The 19,154-nt window shown below is 63.7% G+C and carries 17 protein-coding genes and 1 pseudogene; 11 read left to right on the forward strand and 7 right to left on the reverse strand.

Features of this window, described 5'->3' with window-relative positions; translation table 11 throughout:
• Positions 1-10: 10 nt before the first annotated feature.
• From G5V57_RS14885 to G5V57_RS14905, 5 genes are all read right to left on the reverse strand, one after another.
• On the reverse strand, positions 11-853 hold the full coding sequence (locus G5V57_RS14885) for a universal stress protein (protein ID WP_165168261.1): 843 nt from the start codon (positions 851-853) through the stop codon (positions 11-13).
• A gap of 205 nt (positions 854-1,058) precedes the next feature.
• The gene (locus tag G5V57_RS14890) at positions 1,059-2,582 is read right to left on the reverse strand and encodes a bifunctional aminoglycoside phosphotransferase/ATP-binding protein (protein WP_246737629.1); all 1,524 of its coding nucleotides are present in this window, start codon (positions 2,580-2,582) and stop codon (positions 1,059-1,061) included.
• A gap of 41 nt (positions 2,583-2,623) precedes the next feature.
• Complete coding sequence (locus tag G5V57_RS14895; RefSeq protein ID WP_165168265.1) at positions 2,624-3,034, reverse strand: hypothetical protein; 411 nt, start codon at positions 3,032-3,034, stop codon at positions 2,624-2,626.
• Entirely contained in the window at positions 3,024-3,461 is a 438-nt protein-coding gene (locus tag G5V57_RS14900) for a host attachment protein (protein ID WP_165168267.1), read from the reverse strand. The genes G5V57_RS14895 and G5V57_RS14900 overlap by 11 nt, the downstream gene beginning before the upstream one ends.
• Before the next feature lie 124 nt (positions 3,462-3,585).
• A complete protein-coding gene (locus tag G5V57_RS14905; protein WP_165168269.1) occupies positions 3,586-4,083 on the reverse strand; it encodes a hemerythrin domain-containing protein in 498 nt (165 codons plus the stop codon).
• A gap of 186 nt (positions 4,084-4,269) precedes the next feature.
• Between G5V57_RS14905 and G5V57_RS14910 the strand changes: the two genes are divergently transcribed.
• Together G5V57_RS14910 and G5V57_RS14915 are read left to right on the forward strand one after the other, a co-directional pair.
• Positions 4,270-4,473 carry a hypothetical protein gene (locus tag G5V57_RS14910; RefSeq protein WP_165168271.1) on the forward strand — a complete coding sequence of 68 codons (204 nt, stop codon included), beginning with the start codon at positions 4,270-4,272 and terminating at the stop codon, positions 4,471-4,473.
• Between the two features lie 375 nt (positions 4,474-4,848).
• Positions 4,849-5,883: a DUF1254 domain-containing protein gene (locus tag G5V57_RS14915; protein WP_165168273.1), complete on the forward strand. Its 1,035-nt coding sequence runs from the start codon at positions 4,849-4,851 to the stop codon at positions 5,881-5,883.
• An 82-nt stretch (positions 5,884-5,965) separates the two neighbouring features.
• On the opposite strand, the gene G5V57_RS14920 is transcribed toward G5V57_RS14915, so the two are convergent.
• Positions 5,966-7,465, reverse strand: coding sequence for a CoA-acylating methylmalonate-semialdehyde dehydrogenase (locus G5V57_RS14920; protein ID WP_165168275.1), 1,500 nt, complete (start codon positions 7,463-7,465; stop codon positions 5,966-5,968).
• Positions 7,466-7,566: 101 nt separating this feature from the next.
• Between G5V57_RS14920 and G5V57_RS14925 the strand changes: the two genes are divergently transcribed.
• Positions 7,567-8,460 (forward strand): LysR family transcriptional regulator, encoded by an 894-nt coding sequence (locus G5V57_RS14925; protein WP_165168277.1) that lies wholly within the window; start codon positions 7,567-7,569, stop codon positions 8,458-8,460.
• An 18-nt stretch (positions 8,461-8,478) separates the two neighbouring features.
• On the opposite strand, the gene G5V57_RS14930 is transcribed toward G5V57_RS14925, so the two are convergent.
• Positions 8,479-9,087, reverse strand: coding sequence for a helix-turn-helix domain-containing protein (locus G5V57_RS14930; RefSeq protein WP_165168279.1), 609 nt, complete (start codon positions 9,085-9,087; stop codon positions 8,479-8,481).
• Positions 9,088-9,286: 199 nt separating this feature from the next.
• Between G5V57_RS14930 and G5V57_RS14935 the strand changes: the two are divergent.
• The 8 genes and pseudogenes from G5V57_RS14935 (at position 9,287) to G5V57_RS14970 (ending at position 19,090) form a co-directional block, all read left to right on the forward strand.
• Positions 9,287-10,367, forward strand: a pseudogene (locus G5V57_RS14935) (NAD(P)/FAD-dependent oxidoreductase).
• A gap of 19 nt (positions 10,368-10,386) precedes the next feature.
• Positions 10,387-11,850, forward strand: coding sequence for a M81 family metallopeptidase (locus G5V57_RS14940; RefSeq protein ID WP_165168281.1), 1,464 nt, complete (start codon positions 10,387-10,389; stop codon positions 11,848-11,850).
• A gap of 21 nt (positions 11,851-11,871) precedes the next feature.
• Positions 11,872-13,485: a serine hydrolase gene (locus tag G5V57_RS14945; RefSeq protein WP_165168283.1), complete on the forward strand. Its 1,614-nt coding sequence runs from the start codon at positions 11,872-11,874 to the stop codon at positions 13,483-13,485.
• A gap of 127 nt (positions 13,486-13,612) precedes the next feature.
• Positions 13,613-15,169: an ABC transporter substrate-binding protein gene (locus G5V57_RS14950; protein WP_165168285.1), complete on the forward strand. Its 1,557-nt coding sequence runs from the start codon at positions 13,613-13,615 to the stop codon at positions 15,167-15,169.
• Between the two features lie 27 nt (positions 15,170-15,196).
• The gene (locus tag G5V57_RS14955) at positions 15,197-16,213 is read left to right on the forward strand and encodes an ABC transporter permease (protein WP_165168287.1); all 1,017 of its coding nucleotides are present in this window, start codon (positions 15,197-15,199) and stop codon (positions 16,211-16,213) included.
• A complete protein-coding gene (ddpC, locus tag G5V57_RS14960; protein WP_165168289.1) occupies positions 16,213-17,094 on the forward strand; it encodes a D,D-dipeptide ABC transporter permease in 882 nt (293 codons plus the stop codon). The genes G5V57_RS14955 and ddpC overlap by 1 nt, the downstream gene beginning before the upstream one ends.
• On the forward strand, positions 17,091-18,068 hold the full coding sequence (locus G5V57_RS14965) for an ABC transporter ATP-binding protein (RefSeq protein ID WP_165168291.1): 978 nt from the start codon (positions 17,091-17,093) through the stop codon (positions 18,066-18,068). The genes ddpC and G5V57_RS14965 overlap by 4 nt, the downstream gene beginning before the upstream one ends.
• Entirely contained in the window at positions 18,065-19,090 is a 1,026-nt protein-coding gene (locus tag G5V57_RS14970; RefSeq protein ID WP_165168293.1) for an ABC transporter ATP-binding protein, read from the forward strand. The genes G5V57_RS14965 and G5V57_RS14970 overlap by 4 nt, the downstream gene beginning before the upstream one ends.
• The last annotated feature ends 64 nt before the right edge of the window (positions 19,091-19,154 follow it).

The raw sequence follows: 19,154 nt of genomic DNA on the forward strand, positions 1-19,154 counted from the left end.
GTCCGGCGCTCTAATGCGAGAAGAGCACCGGGCAGCTCATGCCGGCGAGCACCGTTCGCGTCGCCCCACCCAGGATCATTTCGCTGATGCGCGAATGCCCATAGGCGCCCATCACGAGCAATTCGGCGCCGCTATCTGAGACCACGTCCAGCAGAACCTCACCCGCCTCCCGGCCTCCCGTGGAGATCGGGTCGAAAACCGCATTGACGCCGTGCCGGGCGAGCGTGGTGGCGAGCTCGGTATCGGGTACGCCGCGCGTATAGGAGTGCGTCTTCTCAGGATCCACCGCGAACAGCTGAACTTTCCTGGCCCGTTTCAAGAGCGGCAGGCTGTCGAAGGTGGCCCGTGCGGCCTCGCGTGTCCCGCTCCAGCCGACGACGATGAAGTCCGCGCTAAGGCTCGTCCTTTTGCCTGTTCTCGGCACCACGATCGTCGGCCGGCCGGAGGAAAGCATGACCCGCTCGACGAAACCGCGGTCGGTAACCGACAGTGCGCTTTCCTTCGCGGGCTGGCTGACGATGGTGATATCGCAATGGCGGGCGCGGTCGATCGCATGGTTGGTGATGTCGGGACCGCTCGCCTCGACGGCGTCGAATGTGCCGCGAATACCGTTTTCCTCGAGAACGGCTTCGAAGCTGGTGCGGACGGATCTCTCTGCGTTTCTGAACAGATCGCGTTTCTCTTCGAGAACAACCGGCTCGAAGCCGATCCCCGCAAGGATTTCGACGGCGGGGACGACATAGAGACCTTGCAGATGGGCGTCGAGATCGTGGGCGAGCTTTGCCGCGCATTCCAGAAGGACAGAGTTGCGATCGAGGTCATTGAGGCTCAACAGGATCGTCCTGTAGGACATTGCGTTCTCCTTCGGAGTGACACGGGGTACCGGACGAATACGGGGCGGGACCAGGAAAGTCTTTGATCGAGGTCAAGCCGTCAGTCGGCAGATAGCGCGGGATACGAAAAAGTGGGCGCCGGTTTTTCGCGAGAATCCCGCGCTAACATATAAGAATCGATCACGTTTATGAGTTTGGATTGACTCAATCCAAACTCATCGTGATCTAGCCGGAGCGGCCGGGTCGCGATCCGAGACTCTGCAAGGCCAAGTCACGAAGCTCCGCCGTCACCTTGGCGGCATCCAGAAAGGTCCAACCGGGCGGGGTTTCCGTGACCGGCTGCCGGCGCGCTATTTCTGGCGTCGCGTCCGAAGCGTCATTGATGCGTGTGATAAGGCGGTCGATCAGCAGTCCGGTCGGCGCTTCGAGCCAGAAGCCGCGGAAATCCGCTCCCGCCTGTTTGGCGAGCTGCGTCACGGCGTTCCGCTCGAATCCGTTGAGGAAGGTCGCGTCGACAATGACGCTTTGTCCCGCCTGCAAGGCGGAGCAGGCCTGTTTGTCGAGGGCCTCATATATGCGATGCGAGACTTCCGGCTTGTAGGCGGAGGCGGGAAGCCGTTCGGTTTCGGGGACATGAAACTGGCGTTTGCGCTCGATGTCGCTTCTGAGATGTATGGCACCGGGCGCGCGGCCGACGCGCGGCGCAAGCGCCCGGGCGAGCGTGCTCTTGCCGGTGCCGGAACGCCCGCCGATGGCGATCAGGAATGGCCGCTCCGGCCTCAGGAACTCCTGTGCCGTCTCGAAGTAGAGGCGAGCTTCGTTTGCCGCCCCCGGCGCGGCCGGGGACTTGGCCGCGTTGAGCGCCGCAACCTTGGCCCTGATCGCCGCTCTGAGGCTCAGGAACAGAGGCAGTGCCGCGAGTCCGTTCAGTTCATCGATAAGATCCTTCGTGAGCCAGAGGTAGCGGTTGAGTACCTCGTTCGCCTCGCCGGTGAGGTGTTTGCCCCACAGATCCATAATAAGAAAGGCGAGGTCGTAAAGCGTGTCGGTCGTGGCAATCCTGTCGTCGAATTCGATCGCGTCGAAAAGCGTCGGTTTGCCGTCGAGCAGCACGATGTTGCGCAGATGCATGTCACCATGACAGTGCCGGACATGTCCCGTCGCCTCCCGGGTCATGAGGAGGCCTCGGATTTCATGGAATGACGCCCGCATCGCCCGGCTGAATTCTTCCACTTTCTCGCACGGGAAGAGTGGCGTGGCCTGGAGGAGCGCGTTCAGCGTCTCATCGATGACGCCAGCCAGCGCCTCGGTCGCCTGACCGTCGCGAACTGGTTTCGCCGCCGCATGCGCCGTGGCGATGACGGCGGCAAGGTCGCGGATGACCTGGGCGTCGAGTCCTCCCTGTTCGGCGACGCGGTCCAAGGTCCGGCTTTCGTCGAACCGACGCAGATGGACGGCCCATTCGACGACCTCGCCGGAGCCGCCGAGCTCAAAGCCCGCCGGCGTTCTGCTGATCGCGACGACGCCTTTGTATATGCCGGGTGCGAGCTTGCGGTTGATCGTGTATTCACGTTCGCAGAAATGCCGACGTTTCTCGAGAGAAGAGTAGTCGAGAAAGGCAAGCTTGATGGCGCGCTTGACCTTGTACACCTCGTCGCCGGCCAGGAAGACGACCGAGGCATGGGTATCGATCCGCGCCGGCGGTGACGTCAGATTATGCGTCTCGGCGCGGCCAAGAAAGTCGAGCACCTCTTCCTGAAGGGATACTCCCGGGCTTGTTTCAATGGACATTACAGGGTTTCGACGGTGACGACGCGATAGGTGTGCGTGCCGTCGTCCTCTATCAGTGAAACATACTCGCCGACCGTGAAGCGTTCGTCGGCGAAATGATATCCTGCGGCTTCCTCTTCGTCGCCCTGGATGTCATAGCGAAATTTCCATTGGCCGCCCGGCTGGCGAACCAGATGCCCGATGTCATGCTCTTCATCGGACCGGTAGTGAACCACGCGACAGAGATCGCGGTGTGACTTCCATTGCGCCGCGTCGATCCGGCCATTCCTATCGAGCGGCACGACGAGATCATAGCCATGCTGCTGGCTTCCCTGCGGGTAGTCGGGTTCGCGCGCCAGGCGCAGGCGGATTTTCGAGAAGCCGTCGGGAAATTTGTGGTTCGGACTCTTGTTTGTTTTCTCAGGCGACATGGGGGGCTCCAGGATTAGGTGTTCGGTTAGGCGCCAGGAATACCGGCAGATGCGAGTAGAGGTCGCTGTCGGGAACCTTGGTGAGGTTCTTGTTGATGCAGCTGGCCAACTTGTCGGTCAGCGCCGGTGTCAGGGCGTCGAGGAGGATATTCTGAAGCCTGGCCGGAGCGGCGAGGACAAGATTGTCGAAGTCGCCGATTCTCTTATGCGCCACCAAGTCCTCGGCGATCGAGCGGAGGAACGCCGTCGCGTTCGTTGCGCTCTCGCGGACACGCCCGGGCCTGCCGCGCGTTAGCTCCGGCGACGTGTCATGCCTATGTGCGCAAGCAAGATCCCGGAACGTACTGAACCGCCCCGGCCCGATGCGTTCGATATAGCGGGCGCGGCCGCCATCGGCGAGTATGTAAAGCGTCCTTGGCACAGGCATGGCGCATCTCCTCTGCCCGGCCATTCTATTGGCTTCGGCGGGCGGAGCCTTGATTTACGTCAAACGGGGAAGGCGGCACCGCCATCGGCGCAGGCAATATGTTATCAGGGCGGAGCGCGCCGCGCTATGCGCTGTGATCCAGCATCTTGCGACCGAGTTCCTTCAGGTCGTCGCTTGTGAGACGTGCCCGCGCCAAGGGCAGCACGATCGCATTTTCCCACAGAAGATGGCGGCGGTAGCATTCGAAGAAGCTGCGCAACATGTAGCCGACCATCTCCGGGTTGTTGAGCTTGCCGCCATCACGCAGGAGTTCCAGGCTCTCCAGCAGCTCGTCCGCGAAGCTCTCGTCGGTTGCGTGCTCGAGCGCGAGGCGGGCGAGAATGTCGATAATATTGTCGCCAGCCTGCTCCCGCTTCTCGATCAGCGGAAACAGGCCGAGTTCCTCATCGCGGTGATGTCGGGGCATGTCGAATCTGAGCGATTCTATCACCGTCGCACAAAGCCGGCGATCGACATTGTCGGGGGAGGCCGTCAGCGATCCTCTCCAGGCAGTCGCAGAGCTGCGCCTGCGCCAGATGGTCCTCTTCGATGACGTGCAGCGGACCGCGCCTCGTGGCGTCATCGGATGATCCGTTCCCGCTTGTCTTCATGGCGCATGTAACTCCATCCTTGCGATGATGATCGATCGAGGTGCCCGGCGCATTGACACAGATCAAAGTCGAGCGCTCGCGGCGTCCGGCCTTTGCAGCTGGCCGGATGGAGGCCGGAGTGCTAGTTTCGCAAGCCAGAGCAAATGGGAGCCATGCTCATGCGAGCTATCCGCCTTTTCTTGTCCATACTCGGCGTTTTGATGGTGCTGCTCGGGCTCGTATGGATCGGCCAGGGAAGCGGCTATTTCCCCTATCCGGCCTCGAGCTTCATGATCAATCAGACGCCCTGGATTTATTGGGGCTCGCTTGTCGCGGTGGCGGGAGTGATCATCGGCTTCATCTCGCGCCGGCTTGGCGATTGAATCCATCGCATCGCGCCGTATGCGAGGAAACTGGAGCGCATCCCAAGGGGATGAGACGCGCTCCAGTCCCGGCACGGCACCTGTCGCCGCCGATCACGTGATAGGGTTCAGCGCCGGCTCCGCCGGCTGGTGATGAACAAGGTCGCGCCAAAGGCCAGGAAGGCGGCGATCACCAGAACCAGATAGAATCCTTCGCTCGTTGTCATGAGTGGTCTCTTCGGAATTAAATGACACGATAGCTATAGGAGTGCTGTCTAAGACGGCATTGATCTGGATCAACACCGTCGAACCCTATTGGCCCATGGCCCAATAGACCCGGCGCCGGCGCGTGCTCTAGCTTCGGGCATCGATTCCTACAGACGGGAGACGGCATAAATGGAAGCCCATATGAAATTCGGCACAGTCCTGACGTGTCTGATCGCTCTTTGCGGCCTTGCCACGCCAGCCTTTGCTGCTGACGCCGTCCCGGTGACGGTCGACAATTTCGTCCGTGCCGAATCCGATCTCTATCTCGGCAACTCCGTCAAGGAGGGCGGCCTCGGCAAGCTCTTCCATCGGCGTGAACCTGCCTCGGTCGACAATCAGATCGTCATCCGGCTCAACCGCGACACGCTCTATTCTTCCGGCGTTTTCGATCTCGATGCCGGGCCGGTTTCGATCACCTTGCCCGATGCCGGCAAGCGCTTCATGTCGATGCAGGTGATCAGCGAGGACCATTATGTGCCCGAGGTCGTCTATGGCGCTGGCACCTATGAGCTGGACAAGGAAAAGGTCGGCACACGCTATGTGATCGTGGGGATTCGAACCTTGGCCGATCCCAATGATCCGGAAGACGTAAAGAAGGTCCATGCGCTCCAGGATGCGATCACGGTCGAGCAGGCCGGTGGTCCCGGCAACTTCGAGATACCGGCCTGGGATCAAGACAGCCAGAAGAAGGTGCGCGACGCGCTTTTGGTGCTCGGTTCCACCCTGCCCGATTTCAGGAAGGCTTTCGGCACCAAGGCGGAGGTCGATCCCGTCCGTCATCTCATCGGCACGGCGCTGGGCTGGGGCGGTAATCCCGACAAGGACGCCATCTATCTCAATATCGTGCCGGCCGGAAACGACGGCACGACCGTCTATAATCTACGCGTGAAGGATGTGCCGGTCGACGCCTTCTGGTCGGTCAGCCTCTACGATGCGAAGGGCTACTACGAGAAGAACGACTACAATGCATATTCCGTCAACAGCGTAACGGCGAAGCGCAGCGACGACGGTTCGGTCGCCATACAGTTCGGCGGCTGCGACGGCAAGATCCCCAATTGCCTGCCGATCATGAAGGGCTGGAACTACACCGTGCGTCTCTACCGGCCGAAATCCCCGATCATCGACGGAAGCTGGAAATTCCCCGAGCCTGAGCCGAAGCGATAACTCTCTCGTTATGGCCGTCAGGCAAAGAAAAAGCGCCCGGTCCTGAGACCGGGCGCCGATGATCTCGCAAGCGTCGCGTGATTTACTTCATCGTCGGCATGACGAATTCAGATCCGGCGCGGATGCCCGTCGGCCAGCGCGTCGTGATCGTCTTGAGCTTCGTATAGAAGCGGATGCCTTCCGGCCCATGCATGTGGTGATCGCCGAACAGCGAGGACTTCCAGCCGCCGAAGGAATGGAACGCCATCGGCACCGGAATGGGCACATTGATGCCGACCATGCCGACCTGGATCTGATGCGCGAATTCGCGCGCCGCGTCGCCGTCGCGGGTGAAGATGGCGGTGCCGTTGCCGAATTCATGCTCGTTGATCATGCGCGCCGCCGTCTCGAAGGAGGGGGCGCGGGCCACCGACAGCACCGGGCCGAAGATCTCTTCCTTGTAGATCTTCATTTCCGGCGTGACATGGTCGAAGAGCGAGCCGCCGAGGAAATAGCCATCCTCATAGCCCTGCATTTTGAAGGAGCGGCCGTCGACCACCAGCTTGGCGCCTTCGGCGACGCCGGCATCGATATAGCCCTTCACCTTGTCACGATGCTGGCGCGTGACCAGCGGACCCATTTCGGCTTCGCGGTCCGTGCCGGGTCCGATCTTGAGGCCGCGCACCCGGGGTTCGAGCTTGGCCATCAGGGCGTCGGCCGTCTTGTCGCCGACCGGCACCGCCACCGAGATCGCCATGCAGCGTTCGCCGGCCGCGCCATAGGCCGCCCCCATCAAAGCGTCGACCGCCTGATCGAGATCGGCATCGGGCATGATGATCATGTGGTTCTTGGCGCCGCCCAGCGCCTGGCAGCGCTTGCCGGTGCGCGCCGCGGTTTCGTAGATATAACGCGCGATCGGCGTCGATCCGACGAAGCTCACGGCGGTGATCTCAGGATGGTGGAGGATCGCGTCGACGGCTTCCTTGTCGCCCTGCACGACATTGAAGACGCCGGGCGGCAGGCCCGCTTCTTCGAGCCCCTTGGCGAGCAGCAGCGAGGCTGAAGGATCGCGCTCCGACGGCTTGAGGATGAAGCAGTTGCCGGCGGCCAGCGCCACCGGGAACATCCACATCGGCACCATGGCCGGGAAGTTGAACGGCGTGATTCCGGCGACGACGCCGAGCGGCTGGCGCACCGAATGGCTGTCGACACGGGTGCCGACATTCTCAGTGATCTCGCCCTTGAGCAGCGTCGGGGCGGCGGTGGCGAATTCCACCACTTCCATGCCGCGCTGGATCTCGCCCACGGAGTCGGAAAGTACCTTGCCGTGCTCGGCGGTGATGACGGCGGCGAGCTCATCGGTGCGCTCCTCGAGGAGACGCAGGAACTTGTTGAGAATGCGGGCGCGCCTGAGCGGCGTGGTGGCGGCCCATTCCGGGAAGGCTTTGCGCGCCGTGGCCACGGCGTCATTCACGTCCGCCGTCGAAGCCAGGCCGACGCGGCCGCTCTCCTCGCCGGTCGCCGGATTGAAGACCGGCGCCTGCCGCCCGGAGCGCCCTTCGACCTCACGGCCGCCGATATAATGAGGGATAGTCTTAGCCATTTCTGCTCTCCCGAGAGTTGCCATTGCCGCTTATCGGCTTTAGGCTTGCGCACAACAATGAAGGAAACTGCACTGTCGTTGTGCAAAAATAGATATCAGCCATGGATTGGGATCATATAAGAGTGTTTCTGGCCGTGGCGCGGTCGGGTCAGATCCTGGAAGCGGCCCGCCAGCTCAAGGTGAACCACACGACGGTCGGCCGCCAGCTGAGCGCGCTCGAGGCGAGCCTGAATGCCCGGCTGCTCGAGCGCCGAACCAATGGCTGCCTGATCACGCCGGCAGGCGAAGTCCTGCTGCGCGCCGCCGAGCGGGTCGAATCCGAGCTCCTCCAGGCGGGTGCGCAGATCTCAGGCGCGGGCGAAGGCCTCACCGGCACTGTGCGGGTGGGCGCCCCGGACGGCCTCGGCAATTACTTTCTGTCGCGCGCTCTAGGCGCGCTCGCCATGCAGCATCCGGGACTGACGATCCAGCTCGTGCCGCTGCCGCGCACCTTCTCACTGCCGCGCCGCGAGGCCGATATCGCTGTCACCCTCGACCGCCCCAAGCAAGGGCGGCTCATCGTCAAGAAGCTGACCGACTACACGCTCAGCGTCTACGCGTCCGAAGAGTATCTCGCGCATTCGGCGCCGATCTCGGCGCCGGAGGATCTGGCGGGTCACCTCTTCGTCACCCATGTCGAGGATTTCGTCTATAGCCGCGCGCTCGATTATGCGGCCGAACTCGGGCGCCTGATGAACCGGCACTATGAGTGCGGCAGCGTGGTCGCTCAGATGGAAGCGGTGCGTTCAGGCCACGGCATCGGCATCCTGCATGATTATGCGGCGAGCCAGTTTCCCGAGCTGAAGCAATTGCTGCCGGCCATTCGCTTCACCCGGACCTACTGGCTGATGTCGCATCCCGACACGCATCACATGCGCCGGGTCTCGGAGGTCTATGGCTTCATCGCCAAGGCGGTGACGAGTGCCAAGGCGACCTTCATCAAGTCGTCTGCGTGAGGGGGCGCGGCGCGCGCGTCACATGGCGAACAAGGATCTGAGCGTTCCCTCGAGGTCGGGATCGGGGCTCGAGCAGACGGCGAGGACTGTCGCGTCTTGCGGGCCTACCGCGACATAACCATGACCCATGGTGCTGTCGATATAGATGCTGCCGCCCTTTTCGAGCCGGACCGGCGCATAGTGGTCGGTATGGACGTCGATGGCGCCGTCGAGGACGTAGATGAATTCCTCTCCCGAATGGCGCACCAGCGGGCCGAATTCGCCGATGTCCCGGCTTTTGACCCGGGCGATCACCGGGACCATGCGCTTGCGCTGAATCTCGGTGCAGAGATAGAGATAGTCGTAGTTGGGCGTGGTCTGAAGTAGTCCCTCGTCGGGCTTGCTCACCGACCGTCGGGCCAGCGCCAGGCCCGTATCCACAGGCAGCGCCAGAAGCTCGGCCAGATTGATGCCCAGCCCCTCGCTGATTTGCAGCAGCTTGTCATAGGTCAGCGACATCTGATCATTCTCGACCTTTGACAGGGTCGAGACCGCCACGCCGGTGCGCTTGTTAACGTCCTGAAGAGTCCACCCATTCCGCCGGCGCAGCGCCTTCAGGCATTCTCCGAGCTTGGGCTGTTTGGACATGAGGCTTTCCGGACCGGTTGACGACGGGCCACCCTATGGCGCAGCCGGAGCTTAACGCAAGAACTATTAATTTTCCTATAGGAAAATCAATTTGACATAAGCACTATATCCATTCAAGTTTCCGCTAAAGGGAGTTGGGATGGATATTGTCGATATCGTCGTGATTGGGGGAGGCATTGCCGGCGCATCGCTGGCGCGGATGCTCGCTCAAGGACGCCGGGTGCTGCTCCTGGAACGCGAAAGCCAGCCCGGCTATCACGCGAGCGGCCGCTCCGCCGCGCTCTTTTCCGAAACCTATGGCAACAACATTGTGCGGGCTCTGTCGACCGGCAGCCGCGATTTTTTCACGAGCCCGCCCGAGGATTACGCCGGTTTCGTTCTGACCCGGCCCAGGGGTGCGATGCATGTCGGGCGGACCGGCCAGGAAGCGCTGCTCGCCAGCCGGTCCGAGACGCTTTCTGCCCTGGTCCAGAGTGTGCGCCGGCTCACTGCCGTCCAAACCGCGGCACTCATACCCGTGTTTCAGTCTCAGAATATCTCCGGTGCCGTATTCGAGCCGGACGCGCTCGATCTCGACACCAACGGTCTTCTGCAGGGCGCGCTGCGCGGCCTGCGTCGGCAGGGCGGGGAGATCCGCACAGATGCCGAGGTTCTGAAGCTCTCGCCGCTTTCGGGCGGCGGCTGGCGGATCGAGACGCGGACCGGGGTGGTCGAGGCCGGCATAGTGGTCAATGCCGCGGGCGCCTGGGCCGACGAGATCGCTGCCCGCGCGGGCGTGGCGCCGGTCGGTCTCGCGCCGAAACGGCGTACCGCCTTCCTGTTCGACGTGCCGGGCCGCTCGGTCGACGAATGGCCGATGGTGGTCGATCTCGACGAGACCTTCTATTTCAAGCCCGATGCCGGCAAGCTCCTGGGTTCACCTGCCGATGAAACGCCCTCACCGCCTTGCGATGCGCAAGCCGAGGAACTCGATGTCGCCATCGCGGTAGACAGGATCGAGACGGCGACGACGTTGAAGGTCACGCATCTGTCGCATCGCTGGGCGGGGGCTGCGCAGCTTCGTTGCCGACAAGACGCCGGTCGTGGGATTCGATCCCGACATGCCCGGCTTCTTCTGGTGCGCCGGCCAGGGCGGATACGGTTTCCAGACCTCACCGGCAATGTCCAGGCTCGGCGCAGCCCTCATCGCGAGCGCCCAGATGCCTGAGGATCTCGCCCGGCTCGGTATAACCGCCGCGGCTTTGTCGCCCGACCGCTTCCGCATGAACGCCCGCATTTGATGAGCAGGACGCCTCGCCAATGAAGATCTTCATCGCCGCCCTCATCACCGAGACCAACACCTTCTCGCCCTTGCCCACCGGGGCGGCGAGCTTCTACGCCGCCGACACCTATCGCCGCCGGGATGCAAGTCTCGACGACACGGCGGCCGAGACGATCTGCCAGAAGACCTGGCGCCGGCTCGCCGAGCGCGACGGGCATGAAATCGTCGAAAGCGTCACCGCCATCGCCCAGCCGGCCGGCACCACCATACGGCCGCTCTATGAAGAACTGCGCGACACCATCCTCGATGATCTGCGCAAGGCGGGGCCCGTCGACATCGTTCTCCTGCTGATGCATGGCGCGATGGTAGCCGACGGCTATGACGATTGTGAGGGCGACACGGCCGAGAAGGTCCGCGCCATTGTCGGCCCCGACGTGCCCGTCGGCATGGAGCTCGACCTTCACTGCCATCTGACCGACCGCATGATCGACAATTGTTCGGTGATCATCGCTTTCAAGGAGTATCCGCATACCGACATGGAGCCGCGCGCGGCCGAGCTCTATGATCTGTGCCTGAAGGCGCGGCGCGGTGAGATCCGGCCGGTGATGGCGCTCCATGACTGTCGCATGATCAATATGTGGCGCACGCCGGTCGAGCCGATGCGCGGCTTCGTCCAGCGCATGCGGGCGCTCGAGGGCCGCGACGGCATTCTCTCCGTCACCTTCGGCCATGGTTTCCCCTGGGGCGATGTCGAGGATGTCGGCGCCCGGATGCTGGTGGTGGCCGACGGCGACCGCGACAAGGCGCGCCATGTGGCCGAGGAGCTCTCGCGCGAGGTATGGGACATGCGCCACGCCACGGGGACGCGCCATGACACGGTGGACGAGGCTCTCGACCATGCGCTCAAGGCGCGCAACGGTCCCGTGGTGCTCGCCGATGTCGCCGACAATGCCGGCGGCGGCGCGCCCGGCGACAGCACCTTTATCCTGCGCCGCATCATCGATCGCCGGATCGGCAATGTGGTAAGCGGCTGCTACTGGGACCCGCAGGCCGTGGCCCTGTGCGAGGAAGCGGGCGAGGGGGCGAGCTTCGATCTGCGCATCGGCGGCAAATGCGGCAAGGCTTCGGGCGATCCGGTGGATCTGCGCATCACTGTCAAGCGCCTGCTGCCGGAAGTGCTGCAGAGCGGATTGAGCGAGGACTGGGCGCCTTTGGGTCGTGGGGTGTGGGTGCAGGCGGCCGACGATGTCGACCTGGTCCTGGTGACTTTGCGCAGCCAGACCTTCGCCCCCGATGCTTACAGTGCCTTCGGCATAGACGTGTCGCGCAAGGCGATCGTGGTGGTGAAGTCGACCCAGCATTTCTATGCCGGTTTCGCGCCGATCGCCTCCGAGATCCGCTATGTCACCACGCCGGGCGCCATTCCGCCCGATTATGCCGCCATCGCCTACACCAAGCGCCGCCTGCCTTTCTGGCCACGCGTCGAAAATCCCTTCACCTGACCTTCACCGCGAAAGGACGCCATGACAAAGCAAAGCCGCCTGCCGTCCAATATCACTGCACGGATCGATGCGCTCTTCGCGCCCTGGGCGAAGCCGGAGTCGCCCGGCGCCGCGGTCGGCGTAACGTTGAACGGGCGCGAGATCCATCGCGGTTTCTATGGCATGGCCGATATCGCGCATGGCGTCGCGATCGACGAAAACACCGTCATCCGCATCGGCTCGCAGACCAAGCAGTTCACCGTGCTCCTGGCGCTGATGCTCGAAGCCGAGGGCAAGCTCTCGATGGCGGACGATGTCCGCCGCTATTTGCCCTGGTTGCCGGAATATCCCGAGACGGTCACCTTGCACCATCTCGCCGCCAATGTCGGGGGCCTGCGCGATTTCCTCGAGATCATGATCCTCGGCGGGCTGCCGATCGGCGCGCCCTCGACCCGTGCCCTCGCGCGCCGCATCATCGCCGGCCATCGCGGCGTGAATTTCCGGCCGGGCCGCGATCTCATCTATTGCAACACCGGCTTCTTTCTTCTGTCCGAGATCGTCGAGCAGGTTTCGGGGCGGAGCTTCAACGAGCTTCTGGAGGAGCGAATCACTGGCCCGTTGGGAATGCGCGACACGCGGTTGATGCGCTGGGATTCGGAAATCCAGCGGCGGCTCGCCGACCATCATACGCGAGGTCCCGACGGTCGCTGGCACAAGGCGCAATGGGGCCTCGTGCTCGGCGGCGAAGGCGGCATGGTTTCGACGCTGGAGGACATGAAGCTCTGGCTCGCCAATCTCGATGCACCGAAGGTCGGGACGCCTGAGATCTATGCGCGCATGTCCGCCCCGGGCGCCGTGATCAACGGCATCCCGACGACTTATGGCATGGGGCTCGTCGCGTGCCGCTATCGCGGCCTGACGAGCATTGGTCATGGCGGGGGCGTGGCCGGCGGCCGCTCCGAATCGGTGCGCTTTCCCGAAGCCGGCATCGGCATCGTCATTCTTGGCAACACCGACGACATGGGCCCGTTCTCGCTCGCCCGCCGGATCGTCGATATCCTGCTCGGCCATGAGCAGGGACCTCCGCGTGCCCAAGGTGCCGCGGAGCGGCTCAGGAAGGCGCAAGGACTCTACCGCGCCGAAGAGAGTGATGATGTGTTCGGCATCGCCTTCGACAAGGGCGAGCCGGTCTTCGTCACCAATATGGGCGCGATGCCGATCGGGCAGACGGAGGAGGGCGCCTTCATGCCGGAACGCGGCATCCTGCCACTCGAATTCATCCCGCGTGACGATGGCGATATCGATACGCGCTGGTTCGGTAGCGAGCGGCGTTTCAGGCGTTTGTCCGATACAGCACTGCCAACATCGCCGTCGCTCTGCGGGCGATACGCCGACCCGGCCACCGGCTTCGCGGCGGAGATCGGCAGCGACACCGAAAGGACCGTGATCCGTCTCAGCACACCCTACGGAATCTGGGAAGCGGAGCTCGAGGCCCGCGCACCGGACCTTTATCTGGCGTTACCGCGCCGTATCATCGCCGACACGGAGCCGCCGCCCGTCTCCGCCGGCGGCTGGCTGTTCACCATCCGCAGCGTCGCGGGCGGCATCGTGCTTAACGACGACCGCACCAAGCAGCTGATGATGTTGCGCGCTTGACGGGCAGATGTCTTAGTGTTTAGTCTCAAGAAATTAGCGGTTAAGAAAAAAATTAAACGATCGGCAAACCCGACAATCCTGCGCCGAGCAGAAACAGGTTGTGAAACGTGCTCCAGAGAGGACGAAAATGATCAAGCTACAGATGAAGGCCTTTGGATTGGCCGTCGTCATGGCGGGCGCCATGATGCCGGTGCTTTTCGGATCTCCCGCTGAGGCGGCGAAAAATGTGCTGGTGGTAGCCAAGGCGGAGGATCCGCCGACCGCCGATCCCGGCGTCGAGATCTCCAATAACGGCTACACGCTCACCTATGCCGCCTATCAGCGGCTGGTGAAATACAAGGGTGGTACAACCGATGTCGTGTCCGAGCTCGCCAAGAGCTGGACGAGCGATCCCAGCGGCCTCGTCTGGACCTTCACCTTGAACGAAGGCAATAAATTCGATGACGGCTCGCCGGTCGATGCGGCCGCCGTCAAGTTCAGCTTCGATCGCCTCAAGGCGCTGGGTGAAGGCCCGGGCGACGCCTTCCCGACCCTCGACAAGGTCGATGTGGTCGATCCCATGACGGTGCGCATGACGCTGTCGAAGCCCTTTGCGCCGTTCCTCTCGGCTCTCGCCACCACCGGCGCCGCCATCGTCAATCCGAAAGTGATGGAGCACGCGAAGGACGGCGACAATGCCAAAGGCTGGCTCGCCGTGAACAGCGCCGGCAGCGGCGCCTATCGCATTTCGAGCTGGGAGCGCAACCAGACCATCATCCTCGACCGCAACCCGCATTATGCGGGGCCCGAGCCGGCGCTGAAGCGGATCGTGTTCAAGATCGTACGCGAGACCTCGGCCCGCCGCCTGCAGCTCGAGAATGGCGATGTCGATCTCATCGAGCAGGTGCCGGTCGACCAGGCCGAGGCGATGAAGAGCAATAAGGACCTCGTGGTCGAGAGCAATCCGAGCCTCTATGTCGATTACGTCTATATGAACAACAAGCGGGCGCCGCTCGACAATGTGAAGGTGCGCCAGGCGATCTCCTATGCCGTCGATTACAAGGGACTGGTCGATGGCGTCATGCAGGGCCAGGCCGTGCAGATGCGCGGACCCGTACCGCAGGGCCTGTGGGGCCATGACCCCAATGCCTTCCAATACAGCTACGATCTCGACAAGGCGAAGGCGCTGCTCGCCGAAGCCGGCGTCAAGGACCTCAAGCTGACCTACACATTTTCGCAGGCCGATCCCATCTGGGAACCGGTGGGCATCGCCTTGCAGGCGGGGCTCGCGCAGATCGGGGTGAAGCTCGAGCTGCAGAATCTCGCCGACACCGCCAAGCGTGAGCAGGCCGCCAAAGGCAATTACGACCTGACCGCCGGCGCCTGGACGCCCGACTACGCCGACCCCTACATGTTCATGAACTACTGGTTCGATCCCGACCGTATGGGCGGCCCCGGCAACCGCGCCTTCTACAAGAACGACAAGGTCACCGAGCTGGTGCGCAAGGCGGCCGATCTCACCGACCAGGCGGAGCGCGAGAAGCTCTATATCGAGGCCCAGAAGATCGCAATCGAGGATGCGCCCTATCTGCTGCTCCTGCAGAAGAACGACATCTTCGTGCGCCGTGCTTCGGTCCAGGGCTTCGTCTACAATCCGATGCTCCTGCAGGTCTATAACCTGGCCGAGATGTCGAAGAGCGAGTAGGCACGAAGGCCTGGGAGGGATAGGCCGATGCCGTTCATCCAGATCGTGGTGAGACGCCTGGCGCTGCTGCTGTTCGTGGTGCTGGGCGTCGTCATCATCACTTTCACCATCTCGCATCTGATTCCGGGCGACCCGGCGCGGATGATCGCGGGGGATCGGGCGAGCGACGAGACGATCGCGAATATCCGCAAGGAATACGGCCTCGACCGGCCGGTGCCGGAGCAATTCGTGACCTATGTCAAAGGCCTCCTCAACGGCGATCTCGGCATCTCGCTGCATACCCGCCGCCCGGTCGCGGAGGATATCCGCACCTTCATGCCGGCGACGCTGGAACTGGGCCTCTTCGCGCTCATCTTCGCCGTTCTCGCCGGCATACCGCTGGGCGTCCTCTCCGCCGTCTACAAGGACGGGCCGATCGACCAGATCGCCCGCACCGTCTCGATTGCCGGCATCTCCATGCCGGCTTTCTGGTTCGGCCTCGCGCTGATCATCGTGTTCTACGCCAAGCTGAATATTCTGCCGGGCAGCGGCCGCATCGCGCTCGATGTACTGCCGCCCGACCGGGTCACCGGCTTCTACCTGATCGACACCATCCTCGCCGGCGATTGGGACGCGTTCCGCAGCGCCGCGCGCCACCTGATCCTGCCTGCCTTCGTGCTGGGCTTCGTCAATCTCGGCATTATCACCCGCCAGATACGCGCCTCGATGCTGGAGGTGCTGCAGGAGGATTACATCCGCACCGCCCGCGCCAACGGTCTGAGCCGGAAGGCGGTGATCCTGGGGCACGCGCTGCGCAATGCGCTGATCCCGTCGGTCACGCTTCTCGGCCTCGCTTTCGGCGATCTCCTCTACGGCGCCGTCCTGACCGAGACCGTATTCGCCTGGCCCGGAATGGGCAGCTATGTCGTGACCTCGATCCAGACGCTCGATTTTCCCGCGATCATGGGTTTCACCGTCGTCGCCTCGATCGGCTATGTCCTGGTCAATCTCGTGGTCGACCTGATCTATATGCTGCTTGACCCGCAGATCCGTGAGGTGGGCTGATGAGCCTGTCGACGCTTCCGGCTTCGGCCGCCACCCGCCTGCCGTCCTTGCGTTTCCTTTGGTACCGGGTGCGCAAGAGCCCGCTGACACTCGTCGGCGGCGCCATCTGTCTTCTCGTCCTGGTCCTGATCGTGGCGGCGCCGATCCTGGCGCCCTACGATCCGGACGCCATCAACCTGACGGCGCGGCTTTTGCCGCCGAGTGCGGCGCATTGGTTCGGCACCGATGAGGTCGGCCGCGATATCTTTTCGCGGGTCATCTACGGCGCCCGCGCGTCCTGCGGCGCCGGCTTCTCGATCGTGCTGCTCTCCACCGTGATCGGCGTCACCGCCGGCTGCTTCTCGGGGATCGTCGGCGGGCGCACCGACACGGTGATCATGCGGCTGATGGACGTGCTGCTCGGCCTGCCGGCCCTGATCCTCGCCATGGCCCTTGCCGCGGCCTTGGGCCCCAGCCTCTTCAACGCCATGCTGGCCGTGGCGATCGTCCGCATCCCCGCTTATGTGCGCCTCGCCCGGGCCCAGACCTTGTCGTTGCGCGCCAAATATTATGTGAAGGCGGCGCGCACTTTCGGCGCCTCGCCGCTGCATATCCTGCGCTGGCACATCCTGCCCAACGCGCTGTCGCCGATCGTGGTGCAGGCGACCCTCGACCTTGGCGGCACCATCCTGATCGCCGCGGCCTTGAGCTTCATCGGACTGGGCGCCCAGCCGCCGACCGCGGAATGGGGATCAATGGTGTCGAGCGGTCGCAATTATTTCCTCGACCAATGGTGGTACGCCACCTTCCCCGGCCTCGCCATCCTGATCGCCGCGATGGGATTCAATCTCGTCGGCGACGGCTTGCGCGACCTGCTCGATCCGAAGCTCGGCCCCAGATGACCGAACCGCTCCTCGATATCGCCGGCCTGTCGCTGGAATTCCCCACCTTCCGCGGCCCCGTGCAGGCGCTGACCGATGTCAGCCTGTCGGTCGGGCCCGGCGAGATCGCCGGCCTCGTCGGTGAATCGGGCTGCGGCAAGTCGGTCACCACAATGGTGGCGACAAGGCTTCTGCCGGAAGGCCGCTACCGCATCACGAGCGGACGCATCCGCCTCTTCGGCCGCGACCCGATGACGATGAGCGAGGGCGACCTGCAGGAGATGCGGGGCAGTCAGGTTTCGACGATCTTCCAGGAGCCGATGAATGCGCTCAATCCGACCTTGAGGGTGGGCCGGCAGATCACCGAGGTGATCCTCAGGCACCAGCGCATGAGCAAGACGCAGGCCGCCGCACGGGCGCGCGAGCTCCTGGCCGACATGCAGATCGCCGACCCCGACGGCGTGATGCGCGCCTATCCTTTCGAGCTGTCGGGCGGCATGCGCCAGCGCGTGCTGATCGCCATGGCCTTCTCCTGCAATCCGAAGCTCATCATCGCCGACGAGCCGACGACGGCCCTCGACGTCACCGTCCAGGCCCTGATCCTGCAGCTCATCCGCGGGCGCGCACGCAAGACCGGCACCGCGGTGATCTTCATTTCGCACGACATGGCGGTGATCTCGCAGCTCTGCGACCGGATCACCGTCATGTATGCCGGCCGCGTGGTCGAGCGCGGCGCTACCGCCGACGTGCTGCGCCATCCGCAGCATCCCTATACGCGGGCCCTGTTGCGCTGCCTGCCGGAACGGGCGGCGCATAAGGAGCCGCTCGAGGCCATCCCCGGTACGGTGCCGAGCCTGATCGAGCCGCCCGCCGGTTGCCTCTTCCGCCCACGCTGCCCCGAGGCGGTCGAGGCGTGCGGTGCCACGCCACCCTTCTTCACTCCGGCGCCGCGTCATGATGTCGCCTGCTGGCGTCGCCGGGAGCTCGTCCCATGACCACGGCGGACATGGCGCTTTTGCAACTCGAGGGAGTGGGCGTCCGCTTTCCGGTGGCGTCCGGCTGGATCAGTCCGAGGATTCATGTCCACGCGGTGAACGGCGTCGATCTGGAGCTGCGCCGCGGTGAGACGCTCGGAATTGTCGGCGAGTCCGGTTGCGGCAAGAGCACGCTCGGCCAGGCGATCATGGGGCTGGCGCCGGTGACCCAGGGCCGCATCAGTTTCGAGGGTCATGACATCGCTGCCCTGCCGCGCGAGGAGGCGCGCGCCATAAGGCGGCGCATGCAGATCGTATTCCAGGATCCGCAGTCGTCTCTCAACCCGCGCATGCCGGTCTGGCGGCTCATTGCCGAGCCGCTGCAGATTCAGGGTGGCCTCTCCGCTTCGGCGCTGCGCGGTCGCGCCGCCGAACTCGCCGAGGCGGTAGGCCTGAGGGCGGATCAGATCGATCGCTATCCGCATGAATTCTCGGGCGGCCAGCGCCAGCGCATCGCCATCGCGCGTGTCCTGGGGCTCGAGCCCAGCCTTCTGGTGCTGGACGAGCCCACCTCGGCGCTCGACGTCTCGGTGCAGGCGCAGATCGTCAACCTGCTGCTGAAGCTCCAGCGCGATCTCGGTCTCACTTATCTGCTGATCTCGCATGACGTCGCGCTGATCCGGCATGTCTGCGACCGGGTGGCGGTGATGTATCTGGGCCAGGTGGTCGAGACCGGCGCGGCGGAGGAGGTGCTCGCCGATCCGCGTCATCCCTATACGCGCACCTTGCTCGATGCGGTTCCGAGCCTCGACCATCCGCTGCCGCATGTGACCGCGGCGCGTGCCGCCGAGCTGCCGAGCAACCGCCGGCTCCCCACCGGCTGTTTCTTCCGCGAGCGCTGCGCCTTCGCCGCCGCCGGCTGCGACGCGCCACAGATTTTGCGTCCGATGAGCGATGGCCGCGCGGTACGGTGCCACCGCGCCGAGGCGATCCGGTCGACCCATTCGATGATCCCGTCGATTGAGCAAGCGACCGGCTCTTGAATTTGCTGGACTAAGAGATTCCTTTAGGGAATTCTGAGCCGGGTCCCGGCAGTGTCCGTGGGCG

The sequence above is a fragment of the Nordella sp. HKS 07 genome (genome assembly GCF_011046735.1).
Lineage (GTDB): Bacteria > Pseudomonadota > Alphaproteobacteria > Rhizobiales > Aestuariivirgaceae > Taklimakanibacter.